Source organism: Achromobacter sp. (assembly GCF_050285565.1).
Taxonomy (GTDB): Bacteria; Pseudomonadota; Gammaproteobacteria; order Burkholderiales; family Burkholderiaceae_B; genus Achromobacter.
This window is the reverse complement of record NZ_JBLZXG010000016.1, coordinates 60367-71051: the sequence shown is the minus strand read 5'-3', so window position 1 is coordinate 71051 and position 10685 is coordinate 60367. Positions and strand designations below refer to the sequence as shown.

Here is a 10685-nt window from a genome sequence, read left to right as displayed (position 1 = left end):
CTTCTGCCTGATTTGCACCGACTTACGCAAAATTCGCCGACTGCCGGTTCGAGAGAATCATCGCTGACTCACCGCCTTGCTGCCCTGCGACAAATCCGACTGCCGTAGCGGTCGGATCCGTTGCACTTGCCTGGCCTCGCCGCCCAACAGAACTGCTTGAACTGCGAAGGAGCGAGACTATAGCACAGAATTTTGGCTTGTCACGCCAGCATGACAAGCTTTTTGCAGAAAGATGATGTTTACGTGCGCCAGGGCTCGTAGCCCCACGCGGGCGCAAGCCTTCCCTTTCGCAAGACTTCGCCCCGACTCGCGCCCCAGCGGCTTTCCGCCGTGTCCCGAGGCAAGCCGCGGGGCGTCCCCGCGCCGTTGGCTCCAGGCCTGGAGGAACGAGTGGGAAGGGACGCCTATGTGCGTGCTTATATATATAGAGGCAACACCCCCTCTATATATAGACTGCGGGAGCATGCCTTCGGCAAGCGTCTTCAGATGCCGAGCGCCAGGGGCGATGCATGCCGTCCTATCAGGGAAGCGGCTGGGATTTACGTCTTACCAGCGCAGGCTGTCGATGCGATTGATCCGCTTGAGCGACTGTTCGACCAAAGCCTGGCTCACCAACCAATCCGGCGCCCCCACGTCCTTGAGCATATGGGCATCCATCTCATCGGCGAGGTTGCGCAGGATCCGGTCGGCACGCCACCGGCGATAGGCTTGCCAGAGACGGACCACGACACCGCCGGTGGGCGCGTGCCGGACGTCAGCGTCGGCCATCGCGGCCGAAACCGCCACGGGCTCAACGGATGGAAGAGCCGGCTCGCTAAGCGGTGGCATGACAGGCCAGGGGGCCCGTTCCGAAGACGCGCCGGCGCCAGCGAGCGGGGGCACAGTCTGGATACAGGGTTGGGCAGACATGGATGGCTCCTCGGGTGGATATGTTTTGGTAAGCGTATCCGCCCAAATCACCCGTGAAAATCGAATTGTTTTACCCAGCACGGTCAGTTAATCTAACCAATCTAGACACCATCCGTTAGCGTGCCAAGCCGAGCCCACGAGACGGTGGCGAATCGCCCCTTGAACGTTCTGGTATTTCTTGCTCCCATGCGTTTGCCCCTGAACACTTTGCCCGCCTTCCGCGCCGTCGCGGAGTTGCAGAACCTGCGCGCGGCGGCCGAGCGCCTGCATCTGACCCATAGTGCCGTCAGCCAGCAGATCAAGGGCTTGGAAGAACAACTGGGCTTCCCGTTGTTCGAACGCAGCGGCCGCGGAATCGTGCTCAATCCGGCCGGCGCGGCGCTGCTGTGCAGCGTGCAGAGCGCCATGGCGTTGTTGGACGAGGGCATCATGGCGGCTTCGGCCGCCGCCCGTGGCAGCGCGCAGCGGCTACGCGTGTCGGTGTTGCCCTCGTTCGCGCAACGCTGGCTGTTGCCGCGCATGGCCCGCTGGCACAAGCGCCATCCGGCGCTCTCGCTGGAAATCGAAACCTCGCAGCAAGTGGTGGATCTGCTGCGGGACGGCTTTCATGCCGCGCTGCGGTTCGGCCGCGGTCCGTGGCCCGGCGTGGAATCGGAACCGTTGTTTGACATGCCGCTGCCGCTGATCGCGTTGGCCTCGCCCGAAACCGCCGCGGCCCTGTCCGACCACAGCCCGGAAACCCTGGCGCGGCAACCCCTGCTGGGGGAACGCGATATGTGGCAACACTGGTTCAATGCGGCAGGCTTGAGCGTGCCGATCACGCCGGTGGCGACGTTCAACGATGCCGGGATGATGTTGCAGGCGGCGGAGCAGGGTTTGGGCATCACGCTGGGACGCGAACTGCTGGCCGCGGATGCGATTCGCGCGGGCCGGCTGGTGCAGGTATCGCCGGTGACCGTGCATTACGAACAGGCCCAGACCTATCACCTGGTCTATCGGCCCAGCCTGCGGGAGTGGGCGCCGCTGGTCGCCCTGAAGCAATGGCTGCGCGATGAACTGGAGCGATCGAGCCAGGGGCTGGTGACTGCCGCGCGTCCAGAGACGGCGCGGCTCGCCCACGACCAACAGGACTGAGATCGCGCCGCCGGCCCCGCGGCGGTGACGGGGCCTTATGTGCTCAGGCCACCTTGCGCGCGGCCGGCGGCGTCGCGCGCATGGTGTCGGTCTCATTGAAGCGCTGGTGCCACGAGAAGGCTTCTTCCAGGAGATGCGGGGTCTGGCCGCCGCGTTCGCAAGCGCGGTCGAAGTAGTCCTGGAGCGCCTCGCGGTAGGACGGGTGCACGCAATGCTGGATGATGGCGCGGGCACGCTCGCGCGGCGCCAGACCGCGCAGGTCGGCCAGGCCGCACTCGGTGACCAGCACATCGACATCGTGCTCGGTATGGTCGACATGCGAGACCATCGGCACGACGCTGGAGATATCGCCGTTCTTGGCCATGGACTTGGACACGAAGATCGCCAGGTGGGCGTTGCGCGCAAAATCGCCCGAACCGCCGATGCCGTTCATCATGTGGGTTCCGCCCACGTGGGTCGAGTTGACGTTGCCGTAGATGTCGAACTCCAGCGCGGTATTGATGGCGATGATGCCCAGGCGGCGCACGATTTCAGGGGCGTTGCTGATCTCTTGCGGACGCAGCACGATGCGTTCGCGGTAATGCTCGATATTGGCCAGGATCTTTTCGTACACGGGCTTGGAGACCGTGATGGAGGAGGCCGAGGCGAATGCCAGCTTGCCCTGGTCGAGCAACTCGATGGCGCTGTCCTGCAGTACCTCCGAATACATGGTCAAGGCCTCGAAGTCCGAGGACTCGAAGCCGTGCAGCACGGCGTTGGCGATGGTGCCGATGCCCGCCTGCAACGGCAGCAACGAATTGGTCAGGCGGCCGGCATCGACCTCCGCGCGCAGGAATGTGTTGATATGCCCCGCGATGGCGTTGGTCTCGGCGTCCGGGGGCAAGGCATTGGACGGGCTGTCCGGCTCGTGCGTGATGACGATGGCGGCGATCTTGGCCGGGTCGACCTCGATGAACGGCTGGCCGATACGCTGGTCGGCCGACATCAGCGCCATGGGCTCGCGCCGCGGCCTGTCGGTGGGCACGTAGATGTCGTGCAGTCCTTCAATGGCGGCGGGCACGCCCAGGTTCAGTTCGATGATGACGCATTGCGCCTGCTGCGCGAAGGAGGCCGAGTTGCCCACCGACATGGTGGGCACGATGGCGCCGCTCTCGGTGATGGCGGCGGCCTCGATGATGGCCACGTCGACGGGGCCAATGTGGCCGGCGCGCAGTTGCTCGGCGGTTTCCGACAGGTGCTGGTCGATGAAGGCGATCTCGCCTTGATTGATCTTGCGGCGCAGGGTGGTGTCGACCTGGAACGGCATGCGGCGCGCCAGGGCATTGGCCTGCGCCAGCATTTTGTCGGTGTCGTGCCCGAGCGAGGCGCCGGTGATGAGCGTGATGGAAAGCGGCTCGCGCTCGGCGCGAGCGGCCAGCGCCGCGGGTACCGATTTGCAGTCGCCGGCGCGGGTGAAGCCGCTCATGCCGACGGTCATGCCGTCCTGCACCAGCAGGGCCGCCTGGTCGGCGGTCGTGATCTTGGCGCGTAGCCCGGGGTGGCGGATACGGTCGGTATGCATGGTGTCTCCAGATTCTCAAAAGCCAGCGGCTCGCGGCCGGACGCGGCGGCCTTGCCGCCCGCATCCGGGCGCCGTCTAGCGCGGCGTTTCCTGATGCCCGAAGCGCCCGGCGGGCCGGCTTCGGGACGAATTTTCCGCAGTATAGGAAGCGGCGGCAAAATCTCGTAATGACTTAAAATCATCCAAATCAGTCGTTTTTTTCATTGATTGAAGATTCCGCGCGTTGCGCAGGAGATGAATCATGGATGTGCGCGCCTTGCGGTACTTCGTCGAAACGGTTCGGCATGCCAGCTTCACCCAGGCGGCCAAGGCCCTGTTCGTGACCCAGTCCACGGTCAGCAAGATGATCCGCCAACTGGAAGAGGAAGCCGGCACGCCGCTGCTGGTGCGCGATGGCCACACGGCGCGCCCCACCGACACCGGCCGCGTGATGTACCAGCGCGGCCTGCAGGTCCTGGAGACCATGCGCCAGCTGGGCGAGGAAATGCGCCAGACCGCCGAACTGCAACGCGGCTCGCTCGAAGTTGGCATTCCGCCCATGATCAACCTGCTGTTCACACCGGTGGTCAAGCGCTTTCGCGAGCGGCATCCCGCGATCCACCTGACCTTGCGCGAGGGGACCGGCCGCGCGGTGGAGGATCAGGTCGCCAGCGGCGAACTGGAGGTGGGCGCGACCGTCCTGCCGATCGCGCCCGACGGCGGCCTGGCCGCGCAGGCGTTCGGCAGCTATCCCATCTGGGTGATCGGGCCGCCGGATGCCGCCTGGGCGGGCAAGACCTCGTTGCCGCTAAGCGCCCTGCGCGATACGCGGCTACTCATTCCCACCGATGATTTCGCCCTGACGCGGCGACTGCGCCAGGCCTTTGCCGACGCCGGCTTGCAACCGGGTATCGCGGCGCAGAGCGCGCACTGGGATTTCCTGGTGGCGATGGCCTCGGCCGGCCTGGGCGCGGCACTGCTGCCCGAACCGCTGATGCGGCGGATGAAGACCCGCGGCCTGAGTACCGCCCGGCTGGCCAAATCCGGCCTGCAATGGGAAGTCGGCCACATCTGGCAGCAATCCGGTTACCTGTCGTACGCCGCCCGCGCCTGGCTACAGGTGTGCGATGAGGTGCTGGGCGGCCCGTGACGGGTGGCTATCCCTGCTCCGAAATTAAAGGGGACATAGTGGGGTTTTTGTTGCAACGGGCCGGCCAACGGCTTGGTATGCTGCCGCCTCGATGCGAGCCTATCGCCCCGGAAACCATGATCCCGAACCCGCAACATCTTCTCTTGCGCGCCGTGCCGCGCGTGCGCCCTGTGTTCGCCGCGCTGATCGCCGCCCTGCTGCTGGCATTGTGCCTGGGCCCCGCGTTTGCCGCCGCGCCCGCCGAAATCGACACCATGCTGGCCGGCGCCCGCAAACAACTCGACGAGATCCGCAAGCGCGTACCGGACGAGACCGACGATGCCGCTCTGCTCAAGCAACGCGGCGACGTGCTCGACATCCAGGCCAAGGCCGACGCCACCGCCGACGCGCTCGCGCCGCAACTGACCAGCGTCACGGCGCGGCTGAGCGAGCTGGGTGCCCCGCCCGAGGGGGCCAAGGAAGCGCCCGACGTCGCGGCCCAGCGCATGCAACTGGAAAAGAACAGCCGCGCGCTGGACGCGCAGATCAAGCTGGCGCGACTGCTGTCGGTCGATGCCGCGCAGACCGCGGAACAGATCTCGGGGTTGCGCCGCACGCAATTCCAGGCACGACTGGGGGAACGGCGCGACTCGTTCCTGTCCGGCCAGTTCTGGGCCGAATTCCGCGAAGAGTTCCCCGGCGACCTGGAACGCCTGATGGCGCTGCGCGACGACCTCGCCACCGCGGTTGGCCAGACGCCGAAATGGGGCTGGCTGCTGCTACTCGCGGCGGCGGCGCTGGCGGTGGCGCTGCGTGTCTGGATCGGCCGGGTGCTGCTGCGGCTTACGGCCACGCGCGTACCGCCCGGGCGCCTGCGCCGCTCGTTCCTGGCGGTGGCGCAACTGACGCTGGCCGTCGCCACGCCGGGCGTCATCGCCCTGTTGATCCATGCCGGCCTGGATTGGAACTCACAGTTGTCGGAAAGCACCAGCGCCTTGCTGGGCAACCTGGTCGTGACGGTCTGTTTTGGCGGTTATGTAGCGGGCCTGGGTTACGCGCTGCTGTCGGCCAACCGGCCGTCATGGCGCCTGCCGCCGATCTCCGACAAGGTGGCGCACCGCCTGCGCTGGCTGCCAGGCGTGCTGGGCGTACTGGTGGTGATGATCTGGCTGGCCGAGCGGCTGCCCGTGCTGTTGAACGCCAGCCTCACCACCACCATCACCCTGACTGGCATCGTGGCGGTGTTCGTGATGGTGACGATGGCGGTGGCGCTGTCGATCGGCCGCCGGCTGCGGCGCCGCGCGCTGCGGGAAGACGCCGCGCCCCCGCCCTTCTGGATCTCTCTGCTGCTGACCGCGACCGGCACGGTGCTGGTGCTCAGCCTGGCCAGCCTGCTGGCCGGTTATGTCGCGTTCGGCAGTTTCTTGACCAAGCAGGTGCTGTGGGTCGTGATCATCCTGGCGTCGGCCTATCTGCTGGCCGTGCTGATCGAGGACGGCTTCAGCACCCTGCTGGGCACCTCGCACCGGGACGACAGCGAAGGCCCCAGCCTGCGCGACCAGGCCGCCGTGCTGCTGTCCGGGGTGGGGCGCGTGGCGGTGGGGCTGCTGGCCTTGATCCTGCTGCTCGCGCCTTTCGGCGAGGGGCCGATGGACTTGCTGCAACGCTTCGACCAACTGCGCAAGGGCCTGGCCATCGGCGAGGCGCAGATCCGACCCGGCGCGCTGCTGCAGGCCCTGCTGGTTCTGGGTCTGTCGCTGTTGAGCGTGAAGGTGCTCAAGCGCTGGTTGTCGAACCGCTACCTGCCCACCACCGAGCTGGATCCCGGCATGCAACTGTCGGCCGCGACGCTGTTCGGCTATGCCGGCTTCGTGCTGGCGGTGGCGCTGTCGCTATCGGCCGCTGGCATCGGCCTGGAACGGGTAGCGTGGATCGCCAGCGCGCTGTCGGTGGGTATCGGTTTCGGCCTGCAGGCGGTGGTGCAGAACTTCGTCTCGGGCCTGATCCTGCTGGCCGAGCGGCCGGTCAAGGTGGGCGACTGGGTTTCGCTGGGCGGCGTCGAGGGCGACATCCTGCGCATCAACGTGCGGGCCACGGAGATCCAGATGGGGGATCGCTCGACCGTGATCGTGCCGAACTCCGAGTTCGTGACCAAGACGGTGCGCAACGTCACGCGCTCCAATCCGCTGGGGCTGGTGCAGATCAAGCTGCCGTTGCCGCTGTCAACCGACGCGCAGCGGGCGCGCGAACTGATCCTGCAGGCCTTCGCCGATCATGAGGACGTGCTGGATACGCCGGCGCCGAACGTGTTCCTCGATGGCATCGAGGGCGGCAACCTGGTGTTCAACGCCAAGGGGTATGTCTCGTCGCCGCGCTCGGCCTATGGCGTGCGCAGCGCCCTGCTGTTCACCCTGCTGCATCGGCTGCGCGAGGCCGGACTGGAAGTATCGTCGCCGCCCACGATGCTGCTGGCATCGGCGCCGCAGAGCGCCGCCCCGCCACGCCCCGAAGCCGCCGCGGGGCCGGGCGCCGCGGCCGCGCCCGCCGCCACGCCCTGACTGCCGGAAACCACGAGTGTCGCGCACCATCGTCAACCCGGCGAGTAGAAGTCCAACAGCCCCTGCCGATCCATGCGCGGATTGCGCAACGGCGGGGAGTTCGCCATGGTGTTCTGCACCGACCTGACCGGATAGGTCTGCGCGACAGGCCCGGGGGCCACGGGCGGCGCCGGCGCATACTGTGCCTGGACCGGCGCGGGCGCGGCCTGGGCGACATTGGGAGCGGGATTCTCGAAGCGGTGGTCCGCCGTCGTCAGCGAGGGATTGGTGCACAGCCCCTGAGCGGTCAGCGCGGCCTTGGTGCGGTCATCGGTCTGGCACAGGATATCGACCGCCGCCGTCTCGAGCCGGCGTGAACGATCCGGATCCTTGGTCGAGGCGGCCGCCTGCATGGTGCGTTCGAAATTGCGGCGCAGGCTGCACTTCTGATCCTCGACCGGGAAGGCCACGTTCATGCCGAACCCGACGACCGAGCCGCCACCTCCGGCCGACACCATGCAACTGTCGGACGAGAACGAGCCATAAAAGCTCTGCGCGCCAATCGGCGGGGCCGTGCGCAAGGTGCTCGAACCGTTGCTGTTGGAATTGAACGTGATGCCCTGGTTGTTGCCGGCGTTGGTCGAGCCCGATGACGCCGAAGTGGTCGAGGAAGAAGTGCTGGTCTGGGCCCCGGCGGAGAAGGCCACCAGCGACAGGGATAAGGCAAGCGCAAGGGTTTTCATGATGTCCTCTCGACCGGACGGCCGAAGCCGTCCGGATTGCGTGCTGCTCAGTGACCGAAACCGCCCACGGGACCGACACCGTGGATCGACGCGGTCGCCCCGATCGCCGCGGCGCTGAACGTCCCCGTCGCCGTCGCGTTGGTGGTGGTGCTGCCGAAGGTGGCGCCGCCGTTGGCGATGCTGTCGCCGACCATGATCGGCGCATTGCCTTGGATGTGGCCGTAGGTCTCGCTGGTGGCGTATTGCCGCGTGCTGGTGACCGCGGTGGTGCCATCCGGGCTGAAGGATCCGCCGGCGGTGGCTACGCCTCCGGTTTCACCGAACGACGTCTGGCTCGATGAGCCATAGCCGTTGATCTGGGTCGAGACCACGGAAGTGCCCGTGGAGACCGACGATACCGTGCCCGTGATGGTGCCGACATGGCCAGACGCGGAAATGCTGGGCTGGCCCGGTCCGCTCGCGTAAGCGGCCGAGACCGCGACGAGGGATAACGCTGCGACTGCTGCGAGCTTTTTCATTTGAGCTCCTCCTGATCCGCTGCACGCGGATGGACAGGTGCCGGTGGCCGACCGGCGCGGACCTTTACCCCCCTGACGCAGTACGCCCATAAGGCAACGTGGCGCTTGGGACTTTCGTATTGGTACGGAATGATTGCGCCGTACTAAGGACGTCGGTATCGGTTAAACGGGCGACCGGTTCCAAGAGACTGAGCAGGAAGATGTAAAAGAAGGCGCGGAATCCGCGAGCAACGCCGCGCGCGCCATGCGTATGGCCGATCCGCGCCGCCCACGCGGCCTCAATGCTGCGATGCATCTCAGCTCATAGGATGGGGCGGCGCGGCATGGCCTCGCGCGATTTCCCTAGCGCGCATGGCGGCGGGCCTGACGCGGATGACCTTTAGGCTTACTGTCAGGATGAGCGCGCGGCCCCGGCGATCAACCTGGGCGGCGCATCGCCGCGTGCGCCAGCAGGCGGGTCGCTTCGCGCCGCGCCAGCGCCTGGTCCACCGCGATCAGCAACGCCAGCACGCCGCACTCGGCGAGCACGAGCCAGGGCCGCAGATGGTAGAGCGCGAGCAACGCGATACCGGTCGCGGCCGCCAACCAGCACGGCCAAGACGGCGCTGGCGCCGTCGGCGGCTGGCGGTCCGCGCGCCGCAGCACCAGCCACGCCTGCAGCGGCAGGGCGAGCATCGATAAGGGAATGTAGACCGCGATGGCCCACAGCACCGCCGCAACGCTGAAAGGCGTCTGCGATGCCAGGGCCGTGACGGCAAGGACGGCCACGCCCGTGTACCACAGCAGGCGGGCGGCGAGAAGACGCGGCAGGGTCAGCGCAGAGCGGTTCATCGGAGCGGGATTTTGCGCCATACTACTTCGCCCCGCCGGCCCCTGCCCGGCCCTTTTATCCGGAGACACCATCATGATCCAGGAGATTGCCAGCATCCACGTGCGCGAAGGACAGGAAGCCCTGTTCGAGGCCGGCGTGGCCCAGGCCCGGCCGCTGTTCCTGCGCGCCCGCGGCTGCCACGGCATGGAACTGTACCGCAGCATCGAGCAGCCGCAGCGCTACACGCTGGTGGTGGATTGGGAAACCGTCGAAAACCATATGGTGGATTTCCGGGAGTCTGCCGATTTTCAGGAATGGCGCAAGCTGGTGGCGGGCTTCTTCGTCGAACCGCCCCAGGTGCACCACGAACAGAAAGTGATCTGAGGCCCGCGCCGCCTCGGCGCGCCGAGGCGGCCTCAGCCCGGCACCCGCAGCCGCGCGCCGGCCGCCAGCGCCACGGCAACCGTGGTGCGCACGTCCGCCAGGGCCCGGTGGGTCGGTTCGCAGGCGCCCACGTGGCGTGCCAGCACATCCAGCTTGTGCGAGGGCAATTCCGGCCAGGCCCGCCGCGCCAGCGCCAGCGTGCAATGCGTGGCGTTGGCGAACGGCAGACCGGTCTGGAGCGCGGCCGCGCCGAGAAAACGGCGATCGAACGAAGCATTGTGAAAGAACACCGGCAGGTCTTCGACGAAATCCAGGAAGGCCGAGAACGCCTGCGCCACCGGCACGCCCTGGCGATCGACTTCCGCCTGGGAGATGCCGGTCAGGCGAGTGATGAAGGGGGGCACCGCCGCGCGCGTGCGCACCACCTGGGCGTATTCCTGCTGCGCCACGCCGCCCGGCGCGACCCGTACCGCGGCGAACTCCAGGATTTCGCAAGAAGCGGTCGACAGCCCTGTGGTTTCCAGGTCGGCCACGACGAACGGGCCGCGCAAGGCCTCCAAGGCCGCCGACACGGCGGCGGACGGCTTGGCCGCGCCCCTGGCGCGCGGCGCGACGGCGGCGGAACGGGTCGAGCGGTAATAGAAGGCCATGGCCTATTGCGCCGGCCGCAGCGGCGCGAAGCGTGGCGAGCCGTCGGCCAGTTGGCCGAAGAACAGGTCGGCGGGACGCACCCACAAGCCGCGCACGTGCGGCCACAGGTGCTCATAGACCACCATGGATGCTTCCGTCTCGGAATGGCGGGCCGTATCGATATAGCGGTACAGGCCGCCCTTGTAATGACGGTGGGTGGCAAGCGCCAGGGCTTCGGATTCGGTCATGAGGGAGTGCCGCAAAAAACACGGCCCAGGCCGGAAGGTTCCTGCCTGGGCCGACGGGTTCGAACAAGACCGTATTTATAGCGCACTCGGGCGGCCCGCGCC

The 10685-nt window shown here is 67.1% G+C and carries 12 protein-coding genes; 4 read left to right on the top strand and 8 right to left on the bottom strand.

From position 1 onward, the window contains the following. Positions 1–546 precede the first annotated feature (546 nt). Positions 547–909: a hypothetical protein gene (locus ACN6O8_RS25785; RefSeq protein WP_427993805.1), complete on the bottom strand. Its 363-nt coding sequence runs from the start codon at positions 907–909 to the stop codon at positions 547–549. A 186-nt stretch (positions 910–1095) separates the two neighbouring features. On the opposite strand from ACN6O8_RS25785, the gene ACN6O8_RS25780 reads away from it, so the two are divergent. After that, positions 1096–2043, top strand: coding sequence for a LysR substrate-binding domain-containing protein (locus ACN6O8_RS25780; protein WP_427993804.1), 948 nt, complete (start codon positions 1096–1098; stop codon positions 2041–2043). Positions 2044–2086: 43 nt separating this feature from the next. Here ACN6O8_RS25780 and ACN6O8_RS25775 read toward each other — a convergent pair whose 3' ends face one another. Together ACN6O8_RS25775 and ACN6O8_RS25770 are read right to left on the bottom strand one after the other, a co-directional pair. Then, a complete protein-coding gene (locus ACN6O8_RS25775) occupies positions 2087–3604 on the bottom strand; it encodes an acetyl-CoA hydrolase/transferase family protein (protein WP_427993803.1) in 1518 nt (505 codons plus the stop codon). Positions 3605–3679: 75 nt separating this feature from the next. Next, a complete protein-coding gene (locus tag ACN6O8_RS25770; RefSeq protein WP_427993802.1) occupies positions 3680–3847 on the bottom strand; it encodes a hypothetical protein in 168 nt (55 codons plus the stop codon). On the opposite strand from ACN6O8_RS25770, the gene ACN6O8_RS25765 reads away from it, so the two are divergent. Next, complete coding sequence (locus ACN6O8_RS25765) at positions 3846–4733, top strand: LysR family transcriptional regulator (protein WP_427993801.1); 888 nt, start codon at positions 3846–3848, stop codon at positions 4731–4733. The two genes, ACN6O8_RS25770 and ACN6O8_RS25765, sit on opposite strands and share 2 nt — an antisense overlap. A gap of 116 nt (positions 4734–4849) precedes the next feature. After that, a complete protein-coding gene (locus ACN6O8_RS25760) occupies positions 4850–7270 on the top strand; it encodes a DUF3772 domain-containing protein (protein ID WP_427993800.1) in 2421 nt (806 codons plus the stop codon). Between the two features lie 32 nt (positions 7271–7302). On the opposite strand, the gene ACN6O8_RS25755 is transcribed toward ACN6O8_RS25760, so the two are convergent. From ACN6O8_RS25755 to ACN6O8_RS25745, 3 genes are all read right to left on the bottom strand, one after another. Then, the gene (locus tag ACN6O8_RS25755) at positions 7303–7992 is read right to left on the bottom strand and encodes a hypothetical protein (protein ID WP_427993799.1); all 690 of its coding nucleotides are present in this window, start codon (positions 7990–7992) and stop codon (positions 7303–7305) included. A 47-nt stretch (positions 7993–8039) separates the two neighbouring features. After that, positions 8040–8510, bottom strand: coding sequence for a hypothetical protein (locus tag ACN6O8_RS25750; protein WP_427993798.1), 471 nt, complete (start codon positions 8508–8510; stop codon positions 8040–8042). 417 nt (positions 8511–8927) lie between these two features. Then, on the bottom strand, positions 8928–9362 hold the full coding sequence (locus ACN6O8_RS25745) for a hypothetical protein (protein WP_427993797.1): 435 nt from the start codon (positions 9360–9362) through the stop codon (positions 8928–8930). Between the two features lie 52 nt (positions 9363–9414). On the opposite strand from ACN6O8_RS25745, the gene ACN6O8_RS25740 reads away from it, so the two are divergent. Then, positions 9415–9705, top strand: coding sequence for an antibiotic biosynthesis monooxygenase family protein (locus ACN6O8_RS25740; protein ID WP_049075303.1), 291 nt, complete (start codon positions 9415–9417; stop codon positions 9703–9705). 32 nt (positions 9706–9737) lie between these two features. On the opposite strand, the gene ACN6O8_RS25735 is transcribed toward ACN6O8_RS25740, so the two are convergent. Together ACN6O8_RS25735 and ACN6O8_RS25730 are read right to left on the bottom strand one after the other, a co-directional pair. Then, a complete protein-coding gene (locus tag ACN6O8_RS25735) occupies positions 9738–10355 on the bottom strand; it encodes a 3'-5' exonuclease (RefSeq protein ID WP_427993796.1) in 618 nt (205 codons plus the stop codon). Between the two features lie 3 nt (positions 10356–10358). Next, positions 10359–10583 carry a DUF1653 domain-containing protein gene (locus ACN6O8_RS25730; protein WP_427993795.1) on the bottom strand — a complete coding sequence of 75 codons (225 nt, stop codon included), beginning with the start codon at positions 10581–10583 and terminating at the stop codon, positions 10359–10361. Between the last annotated feature and the right edge of the window lie 102 nt (positions 10584–10685).

What these genes read in the sequence shown, in the direction of transcription:
- ACN6O8_RS25740 (WP_049075303.1), top strand. Translation starts at nt 9,415, where the DNA reads ATGATCCAGGAGATTGCCAGCATCCACGTGCGCGAAGGACAGGAAGCC.
- ACN6O8_RS25775 (WP_427993803.1), bottom strand. Translation starts at nt 3,604, where the DNA reads ATGCATACCGACCGTATCCGCCACCCCGGGCTACGCGCCAAGATCACG.
- ACN6O8_RS25770 (WP_427993802.1), bottom strand. Translation starts at nt 3,847, where the DNA reads ATGATTCATCTCCTGCGCAACGCGCGGAATCTTCAATCAATGAAAAAA.
- ACN6O8_RS25765 (WP_427993801.1), top strand. Translation starts at nt 3,846, where the DNA reads ATGGATGTGCGCGCCTTGCGGTACTTCGTCGAAACGGTTCGGCATGCC.
- ACN6O8_RS25745 (WP_427993797.1), bottom strand. Translation starts at nt 9,362, where the DNA reads ATGGCGCAAAATCCCGCTCCGATGAACCGCTCTGCGCTGACCCTGCCG.
- ACN6O8_RS25780 (WP_427993804.1), top strand. Translation starts at nt 1,096, where the DNA reads ATGCGTTTGCCCCTGAACACTTTGCCCGCCTTCCGCGCCGTCGCGGAG.
- ACN6O8_RS25730 (WP_427993795.1), bottom strand. Translation starts at nt 10,583, where the DNA reads ATGACCGAATCCGAAGCCCTGGCGCTTGCCACCCACCGTCATTACAAG.
- ACN6O8_RS25760 (WP_427993800.1), top strand. Translation starts at nt 4,850, where the DNA reads ATGATCCCGAACCCGCAACATCTTCTCTTGCGCGCCGTGCCGCGCGTG.
- ACN6O8_RS25735 (WP_427993796.1), bottom strand. Translation starts at nt 10,355, where the DNA reads ATGGCCTTCTATTACCGCTCGACCCGTTCCGCCGCCGTCGCGCCGCGC.
- ACN6O8_RS25785 (WP_427993805.1), bottom strand. Translation starts at nt 909, where the DNA reads ATGTCTGCCCAACCCTGTATCCAGACTGTGCCCCCGCTCGCTGGCGCC.
- ACN6O8_RS25750 (WP_427993798.1), bottom strand. Translation starts at nt 8,510, where the DNA reads ATGAAAAAGCTCGCAGCAGTCGCAGCGTTATCCCTCGTCGCGGTCTCG.
- ACN6O8_RS25755 (WP_427993799.1), bottom strand. Translation starts at nt 7,992, where the DNA reads ATGAAAACCCTTGCGCTTGCCTTATCCCTGTCGCTGGTGGCCTTCTCC.